The 21371-nt window shown below is 71.8% G+C and carries 18 protein-coding genes and 1 pseudogene; 15 read left to right on the forward strand and 4 right to left on the reverse strand.

Going from position 1 to position 21371, the window contains the following annotated elements; genetic code table 11:
* Positions 1 to 838, forward strand: a pseudogene (locus FK268_RS24350) (hypothetical protein); the annotation flags it as partial.
* Between the two features lie 50 nt (positions 839 to 888).
* On the opposite strand, the gene FK268_RS22045 reads toward FK268_RS24350, so the two are convergent.
* A complete protein-coding gene (locus FK268_RS22045) occupies positions 889 to 2040 on the reverse strand; it encodes an FAD-dependent monooxygenase (RefSeq protein WP_231707219.1) in 1152 nt (383 codons plus the stop codon).
* 170 nt (positions 2041 to 2210) lie between these two features.
* Here FK268_RS22045 and FK268_RS22050 point away from each other — a divergent pair, with 170 nt between their 5' ends.
* On the forward strand, positions 2211 to 2741 hold the full coding sequence (locus FK268_RS22050; RefSeq protein ID WP_146437606.1) for an FAS1-like dehydratase domain-containing protein: 531 nt from the start codon (positions 2211 to 2213) through the stop codon (positions 2739 to 2741).
* Here the strand turns inward: FK268_RS22050 and eccA are convergent.
* Positions 2738 to 4408: a type VII secretion AAA-ATPase EccA gene (gene eccA, locus FK268_RS22055; RefSeq protein WP_146437607.1), complete on the reverse strand. Its 1671-nt coding sequence runs from the start codon at positions 4406 to 4408 to the stop codon at positions 2738 to 2740. The genes FK268_RS22050 and eccA overlap by 4 nt on opposite strands.
* A gap of 52 nt (positions 4409 to 4460) precedes the next feature.
* Entirely contained in the window at positions 4461 to 4943 is a 483-nt protein-coding gene (locus FK268_RS22060) for a hypothetical protein (protein ID WP_146437608.1), read from the reverse strand.
* A 105-nt stretch (positions 4944 to 5048) separates the two neighbouring features.
* Between FK268_RS22060 and FK268_RS22065 the strand changes: the two genes are divergently transcribed.
* The 5 genes from FK268_RS22065 to FK268_RS22085 all read left to right on the forward strand — a co-directional run bounded on the left by FK268_RS22065 (position 5049) and on the right by FK268_RS22085 (position 13041).
* The gene (locus FK268_RS22065) at positions 5049 to 5828 is read left to right on the forward strand and encodes an ABC transporter ATP-binding protein (RefSeq protein ID WP_146437609.1); all 780 of its coding nucleotides are present in this window, start codon (positions 5049 to 5051) and stop codon (positions 5826 to 5828) included.
* Positions 5828 to 8401, forward strand: a complete 2574-nt coding sequence (locus FK268_RS22070; protein WP_231707220.1) for an ABC transporter permease — start codon at positions 5828 to 5830, stop codon at positions 8399 to 8401. Before FK268_RS22065 ends, FK268_RS22070 begins: the two co-directional genes overlap by 1 nt.
* A 162-nt stretch (positions 8402 to 8563) precedes the next feature.
* On the forward strand, positions 8564 to 9607 hold the full coding sequence (locus FK268_RS22075; RefSeq protein ID WP_146437610.1) for an NAD(P)/FAD-dependent oxidoreductase: 1044 nt from the start codon (positions 8564 to 8566) through the stop codon (positions 9605 to 9607).
* Positions 9604 to 10491 (forward strand): RNA polymerase sigma-70 factor, encoded by an 888-nt coding sequence (locus tag FK268_RS22080; RefSeq protein ID WP_146437611.1) that lies wholly within the window; start codon positions 9604 to 9606, stop codon positions 10489 to 10491. The genes FK268_RS22075 and FK268_RS22080 overlap by 4 nt, the downstream gene beginning before the upstream one ends.
* A gap of 372 nt (positions 10492 to 10863) precedes the next feature.
* On the forward strand, positions 10864 to 13041 hold the full coding sequence (locus FK268_RS22085; RefSeq protein WP_146437612.1) for a magnesium transporter MgtE N-terminal domain-containing protein: 2178 nt from the start codon (positions 10864 to 10866) through the stop codon (positions 13039 to 13041).
* A gap of 67 nt (positions 13042 to 13108) precedes the next feature.
* Here the strand turns inward: FK268_RS22085 and FK268_RS22095 are convergent, their stop codons facing one another.
* Positions 13109 to 13882 (reverse strand): class I SAM-dependent methyltransferase, encoded by a 774-nt coding sequence (locus tag FK268_RS22095; RefSeq protein ID WP_146437613.1) that lies wholly within the window; start codon positions 13880 to 13882, stop codon positions 13109 to 13111.
* A gap of 25 nt (positions 13883 to 13907) precedes the next feature.
* Here FK268_RS22095 and FK268_RS22100 point away from each other — a divergent pair, with 25 nt between their 5' ends.
* The 8 genes from FK268_RS22100 to FK268_RS22135 all read left to right on the forward strand — a co-directional run bounded on the left by FK268_RS22100 (position 13908) and on the right by FK268_RS22135 (position 21342).
* Positions 13908 to 15050, forward strand: coding sequence for a glycosyltransferase family 4 protein (locus tag FK268_RS22100; protein WP_146437614.1), 1143 nt, complete (start codon positions 13908 to 13910; stop codon positions 15048 to 15050).
* 303 nt (positions 15051 to 15353) lie between these two features.
* Positions 15354 to 15503, forward strand: a complete 150-nt coding sequence (locus tag FK268_RS24355; RefSeq protein WP_158636190.1) for a hypothetical protein — start codon at positions 15354 to 15356, stop codon at positions 15501 to 15503.
* A complete protein-coding gene (locus tag FK268_RS22110) occupies positions 15487 to 16125 on the forward strand; it encodes a hypothetical protein (protein ID WP_146437615.1) in 639 nt (212 codons plus the stop codon). Before FK268_RS24355 ends, FK268_RS22110 begins: the two co-directional genes overlap by 17 nt.
* A gap of 4 nt (positions 16126 to 16129) precedes the next feature.
* A complete protein-coding gene (locus FK268_RS22115) occupies positions 16130 to 17809 on the forward strand; it encodes an NAD(P)/FAD-dependent oxidoreductase (RefSeq protein WP_146437616.1) in 1680 nt (559 codons plus the stop codon).
* Positions 17806 to 19287: an ATP-binding protein gene (locus FK268_RS22120; protein WP_231707221.1), complete on the forward strand. Its 1482-nt coding sequence runs from the start codon at positions 17806 to 17808 to the stop codon at positions 19285 to 19287. The genes FK268_RS22115 and FK268_RS22120 overlap by 4 nt, the downstream gene beginning before the upstream one ends.
* Complete coding sequence (locus tag FK268_RS22125) at positions 19284 to 19634, forward strand: UBP-type zinc finger domain-containing protein (protein ID WP_146437617.1); 351 nt, start codon at positions 19284 to 19286, stop codon at positions 19632 to 19634. Before FK268_RS22120 ends, FK268_RS22125 begins: the two co-directional genes overlap by 4 nt.
* On the forward strand, positions 19634 to 20719 hold the full coding sequence (locus FK268_RS22130; protein WP_146437618.1) for an S-(hydroxymethyl)mycothiol dehydrogenase: 1086 nt from the start codon (positions 19634 to 19636) through the stop codon (positions 20717 to 20719). Before FK268_RS22125 ends, FK268_RS22130 begins: the two co-directional genes overlap by 1 nt.
* On the forward strand, positions 20716 to 21342 hold the full coding sequence (locus FK268_RS22135; protein ID WP_146437619.1) for an MBL fold metallo-hydrolase: 627 nt from the start codon (positions 20716 to 20718) through the stop codon (positions 21340 to 21342). Before FK268_RS22130 ends, FK268_RS22135 begins: the two co-directional genes overlap by 4 nt.
* Positions 21343 to 21371 lie beyond the last annotated feature (29 nt).

Consider the following 21371-nt stretch of genomic DNA (forward strand, 5'->3'; position numbering starts at 1 on the left):
GGCCGCGGGTGGCGCCGGCGCCCAGCGTGCCGCTACGGCCCCGAACGGCGCGGCCCCGGGCGGCGCGAGCGCGCCGGGCGCGACCGGACGCGCGGGCGGGCCCGGCGGTGCGCAGCCGGCTTCGATTCAGGGTGGCGGCCCGCAGGGCGCCGCGACGCAGGGCGGCGGTACCCAGGGCGCTGCCGGACGACCTGACACGGGACAGCCCGGGGGCGCGGGACAGCCGGGTGCGACCGGAGCGGGCGCGCGCGGTGCCGGCGCGGATGCGGGCGCCGCAGGTCGCGCGGCGCCGCAGGGAATCGCTCCCCGGAGTGCGTCGCCGCAGGCGGTCGGCGCGCAGGGCGCACCCGCCGGCGACGGTCCCGCGGCTCGTGCCGGTACCGGCGCCGCCGACAGCCCCGGTGCGGGCGCTGCGAACGGCTCGGGCGCGACGGGTGCGGACGCGCCCGATGCGGATGCGAGGATCCAGGCGGCGGGCGGCAGCGACGCGGCGAGCGCGTCGTCGCCCGGAGCGGACCGTGAGACGTCCGCGTCGCCGGTGGGTACCGGATCGACCGGGGCCCGGGCGGAGGGCACAGCCACCACCACCGGCGGCGGCGCAACCTCGACCGGTTCGGGCGGATCCGCGTCCACCGGCGCGAGCGGCTCGGGGACCGGCGGCTCCGGGACTGGCGGCGGCTCGGGCTCGGGCACCGGTTCGGGATCCGTCGGAGTCACGACGGGCACGGACGCTGGGGCCTCGGTGTCCGTCCCGGGCGCATCGACGGGTTCCGGCTCGGGCGAGTCCTCCGGCGGCGGCCTGATCGGTTCCCTCCTCGACGCGATCCCGCTGCTGTGAACCGCGCCGTCGTGCCCGCGCCCGGCGCGCGGGTACGACGGGAGCCGGTCTCAGTCCGGCGGTGACCAGCGCTGGGCGCGCCGGAAGACCATGTCCGCCAGCATGTTCGGGGCGGCGCGCAGCGCGAGGTTCCGGCCGGCGACGACGGCGGGCGTCGGCCACTGCAGCGCCGCGCCGAGCAGGTGCGCCTGGCGCGCGAGGGCCTGGGTGCGCGGCCGGCGAGCCTTGTCGTAGGCGGCGAGCTTCGACGGGATGTCGCGCGGATCGGGGTCGCGCGCGAGCGGCCGGAGCAGCGAGACGAGCACCGCCGCGTCCTCCAGCGCGAGATTCGCTCCCTGGCCCAGGGTGGGCGGCATCGCGTGCGCGGCGTCGCCGATGAGCGCGGCCGGTCCGCGCGCGTAGGTACGCAAGGGGTGTGCCAGCCGTTCGACGGGTTGGTAACCGATGCGATTCGGGTCGGTCGCGGCCAGCACCTGGGGGATCGGCGCGTGCCAGTCGCCGTAGCGCTCGAGCAGCTCACCCGGCTCCGGCAGGTCCTCCTCGGGTGCGGGGCGGACGGCGAACCAGTACACCCGGCCGTCGCGCAGTGGGACGTACCCGAAGCGCTCGCCCCGCCCCAGCGTCTCGCCACCGTCGGGCAGGTCGACGGGGGTGTCGGTGATGCCCCTCCAGGCCCCGTAGCCGCAGTAGGCGGCGCCCGGATCTCCGGCGTGGCTGCCGCGCACGCGGCTGCGGATGCCGTCGGCGCCGATCAGCACGTGCCAGTCCTCGAGCAGGCCGCTCGGTCCCAGGTCCAGCGTCTCGCGGCTGTGTCCCTCCACCCGGATGCCGGGCCGCACGGTGTCGGGCGCCAGCCCGTGCAGCAGAGCCCGGTGCAGTTCGGTGCGGTCCACCACGCGCAGCTCGGCAACGGTGGCCGGAGAGATGACGGCGAGGCGGGTGCCGTCGGCGCGGCGCGTGCCGTACGGGACGGACGGCGGACCGTCGGCGACGATCTCCCGCACCCGTTCCTCCAGCCCGAGCGAGCGCAGTGCGGCGAAACCGTTCGCGAACAGCGACAGGCCGGAGCCGCGGGGGAGGAACCGGGCGGCCTGTTCGAGGACGATGACCTCGGCGCCGGCGCGCTGCAGCCCGGAGGCCACCGCCAGTCCGCCGATGCCGGCGCCGACGACAGCGACGCGCAGCGAGTTGGTCCGCCACATGGCCTCGACGCTAGTGCGCGACGCGCGTCCTGTCACCGAAGCCCGGGCCGTGTGACACGCCCCGTTGTCACCGGGGCTGCGCAGGGTTTGAGATCGCACGCGCGCACCCGCTATTGTGATGCGTCCCCCTCGAATCTCGCGCCGGGGGCGATCACTCGAGGAGAACTGACGTGGCCGTCGCCGACGAATGGGACCTGTGGTTCCCCGATGCGTACGAGATCGGTGCGGAGACGGTGCGATCCTTCGCCCGTGCGACGCGGAGCTGGGACGTCCCCTACGCGGTGAGCCGCCGGCTCCCGGACGACGTGGCCGTGCCGGCGACGCTGCTCGGCGCCCCGATGCTGCAGGCGGCGTCCGCCGTGGTGGGCAAGGCGATTCCGAACTGCAACCTCTCGTCGATCATGCACGCGGGTCAGTCCTTCACGTACCTGCGTCCGCTCCATGTGGGCGACGTTCTGAGCCTGGGGGTGCGACTGACCTCGCACATCGTCAAGGCCGAGACCGATCTGATCGTCGTCGAGTGCATGGTCTACGCGCACGGCGAGCAGGCACTCGACGCCGAGATCTTCCTGGTGCACAGCCAGCGGGAGACCGGCATCGACCTCGACGCGGCCAACCGGCTGGCCGACGAGGTCATGATGACCGGCACCGGACCCTCGCACAGCGACGACTACGCCGCGAACGTCGCCGACTCCCGCTAGACAGCGGCACCGAGCACCCCGTCGAGCGCCCGCGCCATATCGGCGGCCTCGATCCGCATGAGCACGGCCTCGTCGACGCCGGCCAGGTCCAGTCCCGAGTCCATCAGCCGCAGCTCGCGCTCCTCCTCGGCGGCCTCGATCACGTTGCGCACGAACCGGCCGTTGCCGAGCCGGTCCAGCCGGTCGGCCACGCCGGCGCAGCAGGTCTCCAGGACGGCGGCCGCCTCGCCCGTGAGCAGGGCGTCGCGCGAGCGGGCCATCGCCGCACCGATCTCGGCGAGCTCGCCCGGGCTGTAGCCGGGGAACCGGATGCGCCGCGCGAATCGCGAGGCCAGGCCCTCGTTCGAGTCCAGGAAGCGGTCGATCTCGGTGTCGTAGCCCGCGATGATCACCACCAGCCGGTCGCGGTCGTTCTCCATCCGGGCGAGCAGCGTGTCGATCGCCTCCTGCCCGAAGGCGTCGCCGCCCGTCAGGCCCTCCTGGACCAGTGTGTAGGCCTCGTCGATGAACAGGACACCGTCCAGCGCGGAATCGATCACCGCGCTCGTCCTCTGTGCTGTCGCGCCGAGGTACTGGCCCACCAGATCGCGACGGCTGCATTCGACCACGGTGTCGGTGGCGAGCAGCCCCAGGCCGCGGTACATCCGCGCGACGATGCGCGCCACCGTCGTCTTGCCCGTGCCGGGCGGTCCCGTGAAGGCGAGGTGCAGCGAGCGGCTGCCGCTGGTCAGTCCGCGGTCCGCTCGCACCTTGGCCAACTGCATCGTGGTGCGCAGGCGGGTGACCTGCTCCTTCACTTCGCGCAGCCCCACCTGTCGCTCCAGCTCCGCGGCGGCCTCCGCCAGCAGGTCCTCGCCCGCGGGCGCCGGTTCGGTGGTCGGGCCGGCCGCATCGGGAAGGTCGAGTACCAGGCGGTGGCCCGGGTCGCGCAGCGCCGCCTCGGCGGGCGGGTACGACGGTGCCGCCCGTTCGAGCAGCTCCCGGGCGCGCTCCTCGTCGCCCTGCTCGCGCAGCACCAGCGCGTGGCAGTACCGGGCCGCAGCCGCGGCGCCGGGCACGGGCCCGTCGGCCGCGCCGGTCAGCAGGCGCACGGCCTCGGCGAACCGGCCGAGCTGCGCGGCGGCCGAGCCGGCGATGGTGGCGGCCGCGGCGGCGAGGACCGCATCGTCCCAACCGCCGTGCCCGTCGAGGGCGGTCAGGGCGTCCTGCCAGCGCCGCGTCCGGGCCGCGGTGACGGCGCGCTGGTACCGCTCGACGGGGCACCGCGGCGCGGCGTCGAGGACGTCGTCGGCCTCCTCGGGCGCACCGTCGGCGAGCAGCCGGGCCGCGTAGGCGACGTGCGCGGTGGCGGCGTCGCGCAGCGGATGGTCGACGTACAGGCCGGTGGCGAAGACACCGCTCAGCGCACCCGGCGGTAGCCCGACGCGGCGTGCCGCGGCCCCGATCCCGTCGGCAGTGCGGTGCAGCGCGGCGAGCACCTCCGCGGTGTTCTCGCCCGCCGCGGCGCGACCGAGCCAGGCGTCGGCCATGCCCGGGTCCGCAGTGGTGGCGGCCTCGAACGCCCGGCGCGCGAGCGCGGTGTCGCGGGGCGTCGCCTCGAACTCGCCGACGCCGATCCCCAGTGCTGCGACGCCCGCCTGGAATGCGCGGAGCGCGGATGTGCCCATGTGGTCCCCCCAGACCCCGATGTTGCGATCACACTAGCGGGGTCGGGCGCGGTCAGCGGGCGAGTTCGGCGATCTCGCGGATCTCGGCCAGGTCAGGGCCGTATTCGGGCGACGACCAGAACCGCAGCCGCCAGTGGTCGTCGCCCTCGCCGGCGTGCCGCGCTGCGGCCTCGACCTCGTAGAAGCCGCGCGCCATGGGGAACTCGAGCACCTCGCCGGGGCCGTCGGCGCCGGGCGAGAACCACTCGACCGAGCCGGAGGTGTCCACGCAGAGCTGCGTGCGCAGCACCGTGTCCCACTGGCCGTCCTCGGGCGGCACCGCATCCCAGTGCTCCATGTCGACGGGCATCGCCGCCTGGGTGCGCGACGGCGACGCGAAGCCCGCGGTGGCGCGGTTGGTCGCGGCGCCGTGCACGGTGACGGCGGCCAGCAGGTCGTCGGGGACGCGGTGACCGAAGCAGCTGCCGAAGAACTTTCCGTCGCGCAGGTCGAGCACGCCGGAGAGTTGCGTGAGGATGCGGGGTTCGAGGCGCATCGGTCCATCATGACGGACGCCCTCGTTGCGCACCCGGGGTGTCCGTTTCATGGTCGGGGAGCACCCTGATGCCGCAGGTGACGAGATTCTGGCATTCTCGGTGACATGGCACAGACTCCGTTCGCCCCCGCGCCGCCGCCCACGCCCGAGACGGTGGCCGCGCGGGCCGTCGAGGTCACGAAGGTCTACGGCGAGGGTGACAACGCAGTGCACGCGCTCGCCGGGGTCACCGTGGACTTCCGGGCGGGGGAGTTCACCGCGATCATGGGGCCGTCGGGATCGGGCAAGTCGACGCTCATGCACTGCCTCGCCGGACTCGACGCCGCCTCGGGCGGCTCGGTACAGGTGGGCGGCACCGAGCTGACCTCGCTGAACGACAAGCAGATCACGCAACTGCGGCGCGACCGGATCGGGTTCGTCTTCCAGAGCTTCAACCTGGTGCCCACGCTCACGGCGATCGAGAACATCACGCTGCCGCTCGACATCGCGGGGCGCAAGCCCGATCAGCAGTGGCTCGACGCGGTGATCGACCGGCTGGGACTGCGGCCACGGCTCGGTCACCGTCCCACCGAGCTGTCCGGCGGCCAGCAGCAGCGCGTCGCCTGCGCCCGTGCGCTGGTCGGGCGGCCGGAGATCATCTTCGGCGACGAGCCCACGGGCAACCTGGATTCGCGGTCCGGTGCCGAGGTGCTGTCGATCCTGCGCGCGGCGGTCGACGATTTCCGCCAGACCGTGGTCATCGTGACGCACGATCCGCGCGCCGCCTCCTACGCGGACCGCGTGGTCTTCCTCGCCGACGGTCGCATCGTGGACGAGATGCGCCGCCCGACCGCGGAACGGGTGCTCGAGAAGATGATCCACCTCGACGAGCTCGTCGCCCGCTGATGGCGAACCCGATGCGCCGGGTGGCGCTGCGGAACCTCCTGGCGCACAAGGGTCGTCTGGTCCTGACGGTGCTCTCGGTGCTGCTCGGCACGTCCTTCATCGCGGGGTCGATGGTCTTCACCGGCACGCTCTCGAAGGCCTTCGACGGGATCTCCGACAAGATCGCCGTCGGGGTCGACGCGCGCATCTCGCCCGAGAACGCCAAGGGACAGGGTGGATTCGGACCGTCGGGCCCGGGTGTGCCGCTGTCCGTCGTGGACCAGGTGAAGACGGTGCCGGGCGTGCGCGTCGTGGTTCCCGCGATCACCGGCACCATCGCCCTGCGGGACGGCGACGGCGAGGTCGTCTCGCCCACCGGCGCACCCCAGGTGGGCGGCGCCTACCTCCCGCCGGGGGAGAACCTCGATCCGGACGGCCTGAAGATCACGTCGGGCCGCGCTCCGTCGGCGCCGAACGAGATGGTGCTCAACGAATCCGCGTCCGAGCGACTGAAGCTCCCGGTCGGTGCGAAGACCACCATCGTCGCGCCGCACTCGCCCGGCCCGATCGACGTGACGATCGTGGGGCTCTACACGATCTCCACCGACTCGGGCGGCTACCTGGGGGCGCTGTTCGCGAAGGACGAGGCGCAGAAGCTCTTCGGCGACGGGGCCACCGCGCCGTACATCGAGGTGGGCGCAGCGTCCGGCACGTCTCCGCAGCAGCTGCGCGACGCCCTCGCCGAGCGCCTGCCGAATCTGAACGTGCAGACCGGCGCCGAGGTGCGCAAGCAGTTCGAGGACACCATCAACCAGGGCCTGAGCTTCCTCAACTACTTCCTCGTCGCCTTCGGCCTCATCGGCCTGCTCGTCGGCGTCTTCATCATCTACAACACCTTCTCGATGCTGGTCGCGCAGCGAGTGTCCGAGCTCGCACTGCTCCGCGCCATCGGGGCGGGACGCAACCAGGTGCGCAACTCCGTGGTGCTGGAGGCACTCGTCGTGGGCGTGGTCGGCAGCGCGCTCGGCCTCGCCGTGGGCATCGGCCTCGCGGTGCTGTTGCGGGCGGGCGTGAAGGCCGCCGGCGCGGGCTTCCCCGACGGCGGTCTCGCCGTGAGCCCGTCCGTGGTGATCACCGTGATGGTGGTCGGCACCGTGGTCACGGTGATCTCCGCGCTGATCCCGGCCGTGCGGGCCTCGCGCGTCCCGCCCGTCGCGGCCATGCGCGCGCAGGACGGCGGCTCGGCGCAGTCGGTCATGGTGCGCGGCGCGGTCGGTGCGGCGCTGCTGCTGTGCTCCCTGGCGTTGCTCTTCGTGGCCACCACCGAGGTCGGCTCCACCGCCGCGATCGAGGTCGGCATCGCGGGCTTCGGCTTGATCCTCGCCATCGTCATCGGCGGCCCCGCGCTGGTCGCGCCCCTGCTCGGCGGCGTCGGCAAGATCATCGCCGCACCCTTCGGCCCCGCGGGACGGCTCGGCCGCACCAACGTGATGCGGAACCCTCAGCGCACCACCGCCACCGCGTTCGCGCTGGTGATCGGCGTGGCGCTGGTCGGGGTCATCGGCACTCTCGGCGCCTCCATGCAGAAGTCGATCGACGCGCAGGTCGACAAGGGCGTCCGCTCCGACCTGATGCTGCAGGCCCCGTCGCTGGGCATGCCGCCGGCCGCGCTCACCGCGATCAAGGACGTGCCGGGCATCGGCGCCAAGACCATCCTGTACGGCGTACCGATGCGCGTGGGCGGCGACCGGCTCAGCGCTCTCGCCATCGACGGCGACGTCACGACGGCGTTCAACCTCACCCGCACGTCGGGCGAGCTGAAGGTCAAGCCCGGCGGGCTACTCGTCGATGACCGCACGGCGCGCGAACGCGGCTGGGACGTGGGCTCGACGGTCGAGCCGATGTCGGCGGTCGGCACCGCGAAGGCGCAGCTCACCGTGACCGGGATCTACTCCGCCACCGGCGGTTCTCTGTCCGGCCCCGTGATCACGGCCACCGACATGAACACGCTCTACCCGCCCGCGAGCGGCGCCACGGCCCCTCTGGTCACACCGCAGTCGGTGTTCATCAACGCGGCCGAGGGCACGTCGGTGAGCGACCTCAAGGAGCGCCTGCGTGAGGCGGTCAAGCCGCTGCTCGTGGTCAACGTCGATGATCAGCAGGACCTCAAGGACCAGGCGGGGCAGGCGATCACGGCGCTCATGGGCGTGCTCTACGGGCTCCTCGGGCTCGCGGTGGTCATCGCGATCCTCGGCATCGTCAACACCCTCGCGCTGTCGGTGGTGGAGCGGCGCCGCGAGATCGGCATGCTCCGCGCGATCGGCCTCATCCGCTCCCAGGTGCGGCGCTCGATCTACCTGGAGTCCATGCTGATCGCGGTCTTCGGGGCCGTACTCGGGCTCGTGCTCGGCGTGCTGCTGGGAGTCTCCCTGGTGCACGCGCTGCGCGACGAGGGGCTCGGCTCGGTGGTGGTGCCGTGGTCCACGGTGATCGTGATGCTGGTGGCCTCCGCCTTCGTCGGCGTGGGCGCGGCGATCCTGCCCGCCATCCGTGCCGCCCGAACACCCCCGCTCGCCGCCATCGCGGAAGGGTGAGTGGATTCCGAGAGTCGGGTTCTATGAGCCACCGGACCCGAATCCTGCCGCGGTGCCCCGTTGAACCCGATTTTCGGGAATCGCTCGTCGGCAGCTGTCACAGATCGGTCGCGACCGGTGTCCTATGTGCGGAAGACTCGGATTTCGCATGAGGAGGCAATCATGAAGGTCGTCGTGATCGGCGCGGGCTATGCGGGCACCATCGCCGCGAATCGGCTGGTGAAGAAGGCGGCGGACGTCGAGGTGGTCGTGGTCAACCCGCGCGCCGACTTCGTCGAGCGGGTGCGGTTGCACGAGCACATCGCCGGCAGCGGCACGGCCCTGACGCCGTTGACCGGGATGCTCGACCCGCGGATCCGGCTCGTCGTGGGCGCGGTGGACAAGATCGGCGACGGCACGCTGCTGCTCGCCGACGCCACGTCCCTCCCGTTCGACCGCGCGATCTACGCCGCGGGCGGGGCGCCGACCGCACCGTCGGGCGCCTACGCGGTGGGCACGATCGAGACCGCGGAGTCGGCGCGGCAGGCGCTCGCCGGCCTGTCCGACGGGGCGGCCGTCACCGTCGTGGGCGGCGGCCTGACGGGCATCGAGACCGCCGCCGAGGTGGCGGAATCCCTTCCGGGCCTGCGGGTCCGGCTGCTCAGCGAGGGCGAGGTCGGAGCCTCGCTCGGGCCCGGCGCGCGAGCACGGGTGCGGCGCGAGCTCGAGAAACTGGGCGTCGTCGTCGAGCGCGGCCGCTACACCGAGGACGACGGTGCCGACCTCGTCCTGTGGGCAGTGGCGAACCAGGTCAGCGACCTGGCCGCGCGCAGCGGCCTCGCCGTGGACGATGCCGGCCGCGTGCTGGTCGACGAGTTCCTGCGGAGCGTCGGCGATCCGAGGATCCTGGCGGTGGGCGACGGTGCGTCCGTCCCCGGCCAGCGGCTGAGCTGCCAGACCGCGCTGCCGCAGGGGGCGCACGGCGCCGACAACCTCGCACGCGAGCTGGAGGGGACGCCGATGAGGGCGTACTCGATGGGCTACACCGGGCAGAACGTGTCGATCGGCCGGCGGAGCGCCGTCATTCAGGCCGCGCGGCGCGACGACACCCCGACCCGGATCCGGTTCGGGGGCCGCTCCGCTGCGCTGGTCAAGGAGCAGGTTTGCCGGATGGCGAAGGGCGCCGCCCGGACCGCTCGCTACGCCTGGCTCCCCGCACCGCGATGACGAGCGCCGAGGGCCTGTTCGCCGAGCACCGCCCGCTGCTGTTCTCGGTGGCATACGAGATCCTGGGCAGCGTCGCCGACGCGGAGGACGTGCTGCAGGAGAGCTATCTGCGGTGGCGCGACGTGGATCTCGGCACCGTCGGCAATCCGCGGGCGTACCTCGCACGGATCGTGACCCGGCAGGCCCTCAACGCGCTGCGGGCGGCGTCCCGACGGCGGGAGGAGTACGTGGGGCCATGGCTGCCGGAGCCGCTGGAGGCACCGTCGGGCGACGGCCCCGCCGAGCACGTCCTGACGGGGGAGGCGGTAACCACGGCGATGCTGCTGGTGCTCGAGTCGCTCACGCCCACGGAACGCGCGGTCTTCGTGCTGCGCGAGGTCTTCGACTTCGGGTACCCCGAGATCGCCGAGGCCGTCGGCAAGAGCGAGGCGACGGTGCGCCAGACCGCGCACCGCGCGCGTGGGCACGTGCGCGCGCGACGGCCCCACACGATCGCGGACCCTGCCGAGGCGCAGGGCGTCGCGGAGCGCTTCCTCCTCGCGGCGGCGACGGGCGACGTCCAGGCCCTGATGGACGTGCTCGCGCCCGAGGTGGTCTTCCTCGGCGACGGTGGTGGTGTGGTCTCGGCGGCGCGACGCCCCGTGCTCGGTGCCGATCGGGTCGCGCGCCTCGCTGCGGGGCTCTTCCGCAAGGGCACCGCGATGGGGGAGATGGGCGTGCGGTTCACCGTCTACAACGGTATGCCGGCCATGGTCGTCGCCTTCGACGGTTCCGTCGACCTGGTGCTGTGCGTGGAGGTCGACGGTGCCGCCGTCACCGGCGTGTACGTGGTGCGCAACCCCGCGAAACTGTCGGGCGTACGCCCGCCCGCTGCGCTGCAGTGAACCTGTGACGGTGTGTCGAAGTGGTACAGGTCACGTCGTTCACTTCGTGGGTGTGCGAACAGGGCGCGGTCCCGGTGGACCTGAGCTTCCCGGTGCGATCGCGCAAATCGGTGTTATTCGGACTGACGCGCCGTTCGCAATATCTGGTCTGACCTGCGGATTTTGACACAGTGTGACGCGCATCACGAATCGGTCACGGTTGAGTCTCGGAACGGCGAAACTACCGACGGGTAGTCGCGCCCGGTCATTAGCCTTCGCGATGGCTGAAGGCAACCGAAGTTCGTTTGACTATGGGGTGTTTCTCCAGCCCGTCCGTGCACTCCACCCCCTTCGTGCGCGGGCCGTCACGACCCACCTCTCAGGAGAAGACCCATGCGTGAAGCAGTTCTGCGCGACAGCGCCCTCATGCGCGAGAGCGCCCCGTTCAGCTGGAACCGGACGGGGGTGGTCACGAAGGCGATGGCGGCCACCGTCCTGGCGGGGTCGCTGACCCTCGCCACCGTGCCCGCCATGGACTTCTCCGTCCCGAAGCCCGCACAGATCCTCGCCTTGCCGGCCGCTGCGGCGCCGCTGCGGATGGAGGTCAGCACCGTCGGCCTGATCGACCTGCTCCCGGACTCGGTGCTGGTCAGCGAGCTGTCCAATGCCGACCCCGCGCGCATCGCTCGGATCATGGCGCAGATCGAGCCGAGCAAGGTGGCCGCGATCATGGGCAACATGCCGGCCGACAAGACCGCCAAGATCCTCGAGGCGATGCCGCCGGAGAAGGTCGTCGCGATCATGAACGCGATGGACGAGAAGAAGCTCACCGCCATCGTCAACGGCCTGCCGCAGAACAAGCTCAACACCATCGTCGCGGGACTGTCGCAGGACAAGCTCAACGCCGTGGTCAAGGCGATCCCCGAGGCGAAGCTCATCGAGGTGGTCAAGAGCCTCGACGACGCGACACTGGGCAAGATCGTCGGCGCGCTGCCGACGGACCGGCTCGTCACCATCGTTGCGGGCCTGGATCAGCAGAAGCTCAAGGACCTCGTCGGCGGCCTGCCGAACGACGTCCTCGGCCCGGTGGTCGCGAGCCTTCCGGCCGACAAACTGACCGAGCTGGTCAAGCAGATCCCCGTCGAGAAGCTGAGCACCGTGGTGGCCGGTCTGCCGCCGGCCACCATCGCCAAGCTCGTCGAGGGCCTCCCGACCTCGGTGCTCACGGAGGTCATCGGCACCGTCGACCCCGCGAAGATCGGCCCCGCCGTCGCGGCGCTCCCCACCGACAAGCTCTCGCAGCTCGTGGGCTACATCCCCACCGAGAAGCTGGCGGCCGTGGTCTCCGGCTTCGACCAGAAGAAGCTCGGCGAGATCGTCGGCCTCATCCCGGTGGAGAAGCTCGGCCCCGTCGTCGCCGGCCTGCCTGCCGACAAGCTGACCGCGCTCGTCAAGCAGATCCCCGTCGAGAAGCTGATCACCGTGGTCTCGGGCCTCGACGACAAGACCCTGGCGCAGCTCGTCAACGGCATCCCGGTGGAGAAGCTGGGCCCGATCGTCGCCGGGCTGCCCACCGAGAAGCTCATCGCTCTGGTCGGGTCCATTCCCACCGACAAGCTCAAGGCGATCGTGGGCGGCCTTCCCGACGACAAGCTGCTCGGCATCATGGACGGCCAGCTGATCGGCCGCGTCGTCTCGCTGGTGGTCGCGAGCCTGGGCACCCCGGGCGGGATCGCCAAGCTCCCCGAGCTGCTCACCGGCATCGTCGGCGGCGTGGTCAACGGCGGCGCGCAGCTCATCCCGAACCTCATCGCGAACATCCCGCTCGTCGGCCCGATCGTCGCCGGCCCGATCTCCTTTGTGACGACCAACATCGTGGCGCCCGTCGTCAACCTCGGCCTGAGCCTGCTGCAGCCGGTGTTCTCGCTGATCTCCACCGTGATCTCGCTGCCGATCACGCTCGCGACCTCCGTCATCAACGGTGGCGGCCTGACGGATCTGTTCGGGAAGGTGACCAAGGGGCTCGAGGGCCTCGCGGGTACCGATGCGGCCACGAAGCTCGCTGCGGCCGCCCCGGCGGCCGCTGCCGCGCCGGCCGAGGACGCCACGAAGCCCGCGGTCTCGTCCCTGCCGGCGCCCACGGCGGTCGGTCCGCAGGTCGCGGCCTCCGACGCCGACGCTGCTGCGGCGAAGGCGAAGGCCGGCGCCGAGGCGGCTGCCAAGGCCGACGCCGAGGCCGCGGCGAAGGAGAAGGAGGCCGGCTACGTCGGTAAGCACCGTGCCGATGACGTGGTGACGACCGCCCCGAAGGCGGACACCGCCGTGAAGACCGATCCGAGGCCGACCGAAGCGGTGAAGTCGCCGACCGAAGCGGTGAAGTCGGACCCGAAGGCCGAGGCTCCGAAGACCGATCCGACGCCGACCGACGTGGCGACGTCGGATCCGAAGACCGAGGAGGCCCCCAAGGCCGCTTCGACGTCGACCGACGGGGCGAAGTCGGCCGCGAGCACCGACGCCGGCATCGCCGCTGATGCCGGCGCGAAGGCCGGGGCCACCGCCGACGCGGCCTGATCCCAGCCGACTCCGGCCCCCACCGCGCATCCGCGGTGGGGGCCGGAGTCGTCTGCGGAGGCGGTGATCAGCGCTTGCGGAAGACGAGCACCAGGTTCGAGACGAGCAGCTCCCGCAGGCCCGGCACCCGGACCATCCACCACGCCCACGAGGGGTGGTACCGGGGGAAGGCGGCGACGAGGTCGGCGCCGTCGACCCGGCGGGCCCAGCGCAGCCCGTCGGACGCGAGCACCTTGAACAGTGATGTGCCGTAGAGGTTCTTCGGCGGGTGCCCGTGCTTGCGGGTGTACATGCGGGCCGCGCGCTCGCCGCCGAGGTAGTGCGTCTGCCCCATCTCGTGGCCGCCGAACGGGCCGTACCAGAGCGTGTAGCTGAGGATCACCATCCCGCCGGGCCGGGTGACGCGCAGCATCTCCTCGCCCATCGTCTCCCAGTCCCGCACGTGCTCGGCGACGTTGGAGGAGAGGCAGATGTCGACGGCATCGTCGGCGATGGGGAGCGCGAGGCCCGAGCCCCGCAGGCCCCGCGATGCGGTGATGCCGGCGGCGTGCGCCTCGGAGGGGTCGGGCTCGACGGGGACGTAGACGGCGCCGTGCTCGGCGAAGGCGTCCTCGAAGTAGCCCGGGCCGCCGCCCACGTCGAGCACGAGCGCGCCGTCGAGGTCGCCGAACAGGTCACCGGTCAGCTCGACGGTGTCGCGCGCGAGCGAGCCGTAGAACCGGGCCGGCTCGGACTGCTCGAAGCGGAAGTCGGACAGCAGCCCCACCGACCGGCGCAGCGTGGCGCGGCGCCGGAGGCGTTTCGTCGTAGTCCGCCAGGTTCTTGGGGACGTGGGGTACACGCCACCGGACGGTACCCTAGAAGCCGTGCGTGAAGTCCTCCTGCTGTGTTGGCGTGACACCCGCCACCCGCAGGGCGGCGGTAGCGAGCTGTACCTCGAGCGCGTCGGGCAGGAGCTGGCCGCCCGCGGCGTGCGGGTCACGCTGCGCACCGCGATGTACCCCGGCGCCGCTCGCTCCGAGACCGTGCACGGCGTGCGCATCTCCCGCGGCGGCGGCCGCTTCACCGTCTACCCCCTGGCGCTGCTCGCGATCGTGCTCGCGCGCTTCGGTCGCGGCCCGTTGCGCGGCATCCGTCCCGACGCGGTGATCGACACGCAGAACGGCATCCCCTTCTTCGCACGGCTCGTCGCGGGCGTGCCCGTCACGGTGCTCGTGCACCACTGCCATCGCGAGCAGTGGCCCGTCGCGGGGCGGCTCGTCGCACGGATCGGCTGGTTCATCGAATCGCGGCTCTCGCCCTGGGTGCACCGACGGTCGCAGTACCTCACGGTCTCGCTGCCCTCGGCGGAGGAGCTGGCGCTACTCGGCGTGGGGCCGGAGCGGGTGGCCGTGGTGCGCAACGGGATCGACGGTGTGGCCCCCGGCGTCGCGGACGTGCGCTCGGCATCGCCGCGGATGGTGGTGCTCTCGCGCCTGGTGCCGCACAAGCAGATCGAGGACGCGCTCGACGTGCTCGCCCGCCTGCGCCGCCGCGTACCGGACCTGCACCTCGACGTCATCGGCAGCGGCTGGTGGGACTCCGAGCTCTACGCGCACGCCGCGAAGCTCGGCGTCCTCGATCGGGTGACCTTCCACGGCCACGTGACCGAGCAGCGCAAACATCGCCTGCTCTCGCGGGCGTGGGTGCACGTCATGCCCTCGCGCAAAGAGGGCTGGGGAATCACCGTGATCGAGGCCGCGCAGCACGGGGTGCCCACCGTGGGGTACGTCGGTTCGCGTGGGCTCACCGATTCCGTGGTCGACGGTGCCACCGGCCTCCTGGTGCGCGACCTCGCCGGGCTCACCGAATCGGTGTACGTGCTGCTCACGGACGCGCTGCTGCGCGAGGAGCTGGGCGCGAAGGCGCAGGAACGGGCGGGCGAGTTCTCCTGGCCCGCCACCGCCGACGGTGTCTCCCGCGTGCTGTCCGCATCGATCGCCGGGGAGCGTGTCGGCGGGCTGGTCTGAGCCGCGCGGTGACCTGACGCCGGGCGCGGGCACGTGGGTGGGGGAGCGAATGTCGCGCGGGGGTCAGTCGCTCCCTCACCGCAAGCGCGGCTTCTGGTGGGGGTGCGAACGTGGGGTGGGCGGATCGGCGTCGCGCGGGGGACGACACCAGGTGAGGGCCGACGTCCGGTGGGGGAGGAGCGGACTGCACCGCGCTCGACGAGGCCCCGACCGGTATCCGTTACTGTGAACTCGTGATGAGGCGGCGCGAGGTGACGCCGAAGACGGCGTGGTACTTCATCGGTCTCGGGGCCGTTGGTGCTGGTGGCGGCGCCGATCCGGGACTGGTCGGCGTGGCCGGACTTCCGCACGATCCTCGCCGTGGCGATGGCGGTCCTCGGCGCCGGCGAGATCGGCGTGGGCGTCTACGCACTGCGCCGGGCCCGGAGGAGGCGTGATGAGCAAGCCTGCTGATACCGAGACCCGGACGGTCCCGGTAGAAGTGCTGCGAGTCGGCGCCGGTGTCCTGCTGGTCCTATGGCTGACTCTCCTCACGGCGTTCATCTTGACCCCCTGGTCGTACGACGGACCGCTCAGCCAACAGGTCGCCCGCGGTGCGATCCTGGCGGCGATCCTGGTGCTCGGCTCGTGGATGGGCCAGTCGTGGCGCACCGCGACCGGTATGGAACCGGCGATGAGCGCTCCCAGCGCGCGCTATTTCCTGGCCGGCGCGGTGCTCCTCGTTCCCGCGATGACCCTGATGTGGCTCGACTTCGGGCCGTGGCCGGCCTGGCGTGTCATGACGGTGGTAGTCCTCGCTGTGGGGATCCTCGTGCTCTTCGTGCTCGACCTCCGCGACCGGCGGCGACACAAGGGCGAGATCACTGCGCCGATCGCGGCGATGACGGTCCGCACCGCCCGCGGCGATCGGGAGGTCCGGATCGCGCAACCGGAGGGGCTGCACGACCGGTGGATGACCCGCTGGTCGGTCGGCACGCCGGAGGGCACCGTCCAGCGGGTTTCCTACGGACCGGATCCGATGCGTTCGCTCACAGCTGCACTCGCCGACGCGGAGGCCGCCACCGCCGTAATCTGAAACGGTGGCTGAATCCGAGAAGAGGCGCCCCGCGATCCTGACCGTCGACGACGATCCCAGCGTGTCCCGCGCGGTGGCCCGTGACCTGCGGCGCAAGTACGGCGACGAGTACCGGATCGTGCGGGCGGAGAGCGGAGAACAGGCCCTCGAAGCGCTCAAGGAGCTCAAGCTCCGCGGTGACCTGGTGGCCGCGATCCTCGCGGACTACCGCATGCCCCAGATGACGGGCCTGGAGTTCCTCGAGGCGGCGATGGACGTCTACCCGGGCGCCCGCCGCCTGCTCCTCACCGCCTACGCGGACACCGGTGCCGCGATCGAGGCGATCAACGTGGTCGACCTCGACCACTACCTCCTCAAGCCCTGGGACCCGCCGGAGGAGAAGCTCTACCCCGTCATCGACGCGCAGCTGGAGGCCTGGCTGTGCAGCGACCACCGCCCCGTGCCGGAGACGAAGGTCGTGGGCCACCGCTGGTCGGCCCGCTCCTCGGAGGTGCGGGAGTTCCTGGCCCGCAACCAGATCCCGTACCGGTGGTACACGGCCGAGTCGCCGGAGGGGCAGCGGCTGCTGGCCGCCGCGGGCAGCGACGGGCAGGAGCTTCCGCTCGTCGCCGCCGCCGACGGGACCGCGCTGTGCGCCCCGTCGGACAGCGAACTCGCGGCGCACGTGGGGCTGAACACCACCCCGGCGGAGGAGTTCTACGACCTGGTGGTCGTGGGCGCCGGTCCCGCGGGCCTCGGCGCCGCCGTGTACGGCGCATCGGAGGGCCTGCGCACGGTGCTCGTCGAACGGTCCGCCACGGGCGGGCAGGCGGGGCAGAGCTCGCGCATCGAGAACTACCTCGGCTTCCCCGACGGTGTCTCGGGCACCCAGCTCACGGACCGGGCGCGGCGGCAGGCCACCAAGTTCGGCGCCGAGATGATCACCGCCGCAGACGTCGTGGGGCTGGAGGTGACGGGCTCCGGGCGGCGCGTGCGGTTCTCCGACGGCACCGTCGTGGGCGCGCACACCGTCATCCTCGCGACGGGCGTCGCCTACCGGCAGCTGGACGCGCCGGGGATGGACCGGCTCACCGGCGCCGGCATCTTCTACGGCTCGGCGATGACCGAGGCGCCGGCCTGCGCTGGGCAGAACGTGTACATCGTGGGCGGCGCGAACTCCGCGGGCCAGGCGGCCGCGTACCTGTCGAAGGGGGCGCGCTCGGTGACCCTTCTGGTGCGCGGGCCCTCGCTCGAGGAGTCCATGTCGTACTACCTGATCCAGCAACTCAACGCGATCGAGAACGTGCACGTGCGGCCGCACACGCAGGTGATCGAGGCGCACGGCGACGACCACCTCACGCAGCTCACGCTGCGCGACACCCAGTCGGGCGAGACGGAGCAGGTTCCCGCCGACTTCCTGTTCGTCTTCATCGGCGCCGAGCCGCGGACGGACTGGCTCGACGGCGTCGTGGCGCGGGACGGGCGGGGCTTCCTGGTGACCGGCCCGGACCTCACGGTCGACGGTGCCGCCCCGCGGGGATGGGAATTGGATCGCCCACCGTTCCACCTGGAGTCGAGCGTGCCCGGCATCTTCGTCGCCGGCGACGTGCGCTCCGAATCGGCGAAGCGCGTCGCCTCCGCGGTGGGCGAGGGCGCGATGGCCGTGATGTTCGTCCACCGCTATCTGGAAGGAGTTGACTCGTGAGCACTCATGACCCGTGCTTCGTCGACGAACTGCGCACCCTGTTCCTGTTCGAGAAGCTCAGCGACGAGCAGCTGGAGTGGCTGTGCGAGCGGGGCCACGTGGAGACCTTCCCCGCCGGACCCGTGTACTCGACGGGCGACTCCGCCGACTGGTTGTACGTCCTGCTGCACGGGACGATCGCCCTGTCGCAGAAGGTCGGTGACGCGGAGGTCGAGACCACCCGCTCCGATCAGCGCGGCGCCTACGCCGGCGCGTGGTCGGCCTTCCTCGGCAAGGGCGGGCCGGCGCAGAAGCAGTACAACGCGTCGATGCGCGCGGTGACGCAGGCGCAGTTCTTCATGCTGCCCGCCGAGGATTTCAACGAGGCCATGCACGAGTGGTTCCCGATGGCGGTGCACCTGCTGGAGGGCGTCTTCTACGGCGGCCAGCGGAGCCGCCAGATTGTCGAGCAGCGCGAGCGCCTGCTGGCCCTGGGCTCGCTCTCGGCCGGTCTCACCCACGAGTTGAACAACCCCGCCGGCGCGGCCACCCGCGCGGTGGCGGAGCTGCGCACCCGCGTCGGCGGCATGCGGCACAAGCTGGCGGGCATCGCCAGCGGCAAGCTCGACCGCACCCGCCTCGTCGATCTGGTCAAGTTCCAGGAGGAGGCCGTCGAGGCCGTAGCCAGCGCCCCCGATCTCGGCCCGCTGGAGGCCTCGGACCGCGAGGACGAGCTCATGGACTGGCTCGAGGACCACGACATCGGCGACGGCCACGTGCTCGCGCCCGTCTTCGTGGCCGCGGGGCTGCAGACCGACTTCCTCGACCGGGTCGCGGGCTCGCTCGACGACGGCCCCGTGCTCTCGGGCGCGCTGCGCTGGCTGTACTACACCGTCGAGACCGAGCTGTTGATGAACGAGATCACCGACTCGACGAACCGGGTCTCCACGCTCGTCCAGGCAGCCAAGCAGTACTCGCAGATGGACCGGGCGCCCTTCCAGGTGCTCGACGTGCGCGAGCTGCTCGACAGCACCGTCGTCATGCTCAGCCGCAAGCTGGGCGAGGTCACCGTCGTCCGCGACTACGAGCCGGACCTGCCCGATATCAAGGGCTACGGCGCCGAGCTGAACCAGGTGTGGACCAACCTCATCGACAACGCCGTGCAGGCCATGGACGGCCACGGCACCCTGACGCTGCGCGCGTACCGCAAGGAGGAATCGGTGGTCGTCGAGGTCGGCGACACCGGCTCCGGCATCCCCGCCGACGTGCTGCCCCGCATCTTCGAGCCCTTCTTCACGACGAAGGGTGTCGGCGAGGGGACCGGTCTGGGGCTGGACATCTCGTGGCGCATCGTCGTCAACAAACACCAGGGCGATCTGGCGGTGCGCTCCGAGCCGGGGGAGACGGTGTTCACCGTGAAACTGCCCATCGACGGGCCGCAGCGCGAGGACATCGCGATCCCGGACGAGCCGGGCATCGAGGGAGAGGGACAGCCATGAGCGATCCGACAGACCCGATCGACGCCTCCGTGCCGCCCAGCGGCCCCGGCTGCGTGGACTGCGACGCCACCGGCGGGTGGTGGGTGCACCTGCGTCGCTGCGCGAAGTGCGGCCACGTGGGCTGCTGCGACTCCTCGCCGTCGCAGCACGCCAGCGCGCACGCGCGGGAGTCCGGGCACCCGATCGTGCAGAGCTACGAGCCCGGCGAGACCTGGTTCTGGGACTACGTTTCCGAGGACTACTACGACGGTCCGCGGCTCGCGGACCCGCAGAACCGCCCGGTCGAGCAGGCCGTGCCCGGCCCCGAGGGGCGCGTGCCCGCCGACTGGATGGATAAGGTGCACTGATGTCGCAGATCGTCAGAGGAATCGTCGCCCGCGCCAAGGGTGAGCCCGTCGAAGTGGTCCCGATCGTGATCCCGGACCCCGGTCCCGGTGAGGTGGTGGTCGCGGTGCAGGCGTGCGGCGTCTGCCACACCGACCTGCACTACCGCGAGGGAGGGATCAACGACGAGTTCCCGTTCCTGCTCGGTCACGAGGCCGCGGGCATCGTCGAAACCGTCGGTGAGGGAGTCGATCACGTCGTTCCCGGCGATTTCGTCGTGCTCAACTGGCGCGCCGTGTGCGGGCAGTGCCGCGCGTGCAGGCGCGGGAAGCCGCAGTACTGCTTCGACACCTTCAACGCCACGCAGAAGATGACGCTCGAGGACGGCACGGAGCTCTCGCCCGCGCTCGGCATCGGCGCCTTCGCCGAGAAGACGCTGGTCCACCAGGGGCAGTGCACCAAGGTCGATCCCGAGGCCGATCCGGCCGTTGCGGGCCTCCTGGGCTGCGGCGTGATGGCCGGGCTCGGCGCCGCCGTGAACACGGGCGGCGTCTCCCGCGGCGATACCGTCGCCGTGATCGGTTGCGGCGGTGTGGGAGACGCGGCCATCGCGGGCTCGCGCCTGGTGGGTGCGCGCACCATCATCGCCGTCGACCGGGACCCGAAGAAGCTGGAGTGGGCGCGCGACCTGGGGGCCACGCACACCGTCAACGCCGCGGAAACCGATGCGGTGGAGGCGATCCAGGAGATCACCGACGGCTTCGGTACGGACGTGGTGATCGACGCCGTCGGCCGCCCCGAGACCTGGAAGCAGGCCTTCTACGCCCGCGACCTCGCGGGCACCGTGGTCCTCGTGGGCGTGCCCACGCCGGACATGACCCTCGACATGCCGCTCATCGACTTCTTCTCCCGCGGTGGGGCTCTCAAGTCCTCCTGGTACGGCGACTGCCTGCCCGAGCGGGACTTCCCGCAGCTGGTGGACCTCTACCGCCAGGGCCGCCTGCCGCTCGAGAAGTTCGTCACCGAGCGCATCGGGCTCGACGAGGTGGAGAACGCCTTCGCGACGATGCACCGCGGCGAGGTGCTGCGCTCGGTGGTGGTCCTGTGACGCTGCGCGTGGAACGCGTTGTCACGTCGGGTGAATTCAGTCTGGACGGCGGTACCTGGGACGTCGACAACAACGTCTGGCTGGTCGGCGATGACAGCGAGGTCGTGATCGTCGACGCCGCCCACTCCGCCGACCCGATCGTCGACGCCGTCGCGGGCCGGAAGGTCCGCGGAATCGTGTGCACCCACGGGCACAACGACCACGTGACCGTCGCCCCCGAGCTCTCCGAGCGGCTCGACGCACCGATCCTCCTGCACCCCGGCGACGACGTGCTGTGGGACATGACCCACCCGGGCGTCGGCCACGAGGATCTCGCCGACAGCAGCCGGATCGCCGTCGGCGGCACCGAGATCCAGGTGATCCACGCGCCCGGTCACTCGCCGGGATCGGTGTGCCTGTACCTCCCGGAGGCGGGGCAGCTGTTCAGCGGCGACACCCTGTTCGCGGGCGGGCCCGGTGCCACCGGGCGCTCCTACAGCGATTTCTCGGTGATCATCGAGTCCATCCGCGACCGCCTGTTCGCGCTGCCGCCCGAGACCACGGTGAACACGGGCCACGGCGACGGCACCACACTGGGCGCCGAGTCTCCGCATCTCGAGGAATGGATCCGCCGGGGTCACTGACCCGCGACACGAAGACACACCCTGGTTGT

The organism is Tsukamurella sputi (assembly GCF_007858445.1).
Classification (GTDB): domain Bacteria; phylum Actinomycetota; class Actinomycetes; order Mycobacteriales; family Mycobacteriaceae; genus Tsukamurella; species Tsukamurella sputi.

Coding starts and splice junctions, on each gene's coding strand:
- FK268_RS22110 (WP_146437615.1), top strand. CDS start 15,487: ATGAGCAAGCCTGCTGATACCGAGACCCGGACGGTCCCGGTAGAAGTG.
- FK268_RS22045 (WP_231707219.1), bottom strand. CDS start 2,040: ATGTGGCGGACCAACTCGCTGCGCGTCGCTGTCGTCGGCGCCGGCATC.
- FK268_RS22130 (WP_146437618.1), top strand. CDS start 19,634: ATGTCGCAGATCGTCAGAGGAATCGTCGCCCGCGCCAAGGGTGAGCCC.
- FK268_RS22125 (WP_146437617.1), top strand. CDS start 19,284: ATGAGCGATCCGACAGACCCGATCGACGCCTCCGTGCCGCCCAGCGGC.
- eccA (WP_146437607.1), bottom strand. CDS start 4,408: ATGGGCACATCCGCGCTCCGCGCATTCCAGGCGGGCGTCGCAGCACTG.
- FK268_RS22075 (WP_146437610.1), top strand. CDS start 8,564: ATGAAGGTCGTCGTGATCGGCGCGGGCTATGCGGGCACCATCGCCGCG.
- FK268_RS22060 (WP_146437608.1), bottom strand. CDS start 4,943: ATGCGCCTCGAACCCCGCATCCTCACGCAACTCTCCGGCGTGCTCGAC.
- FK268_RS22065 (WP_146437609.1), top strand. CDS start 5,049: ATGGCACAGACTCCGTTCGCCCCCGCGCCGCCGCCCACGCCCGAGACG.
- FK268_RS22080 (WP_146437611.1), top strand. CDS start 9,604: ATGACGAGCGCCGAGGGCCTGTTCGCCGAGCACCGCCCGCTGCTGTTC.
- FK268_RS22085 (WP_146437612.1), top strand. CDS start 10,864: ATGCGTGAAGCAGTTCTGCGCGACAGCGCCCTCATGCGCGAGAGCGCC.
- FK268_RS22070 (WP_231707220.1), top strand. CDS start 5,828: ATGGCGAACCCGATGCGCCGGGTGGCGCTGCGGAACCTCCTGGCGCAC.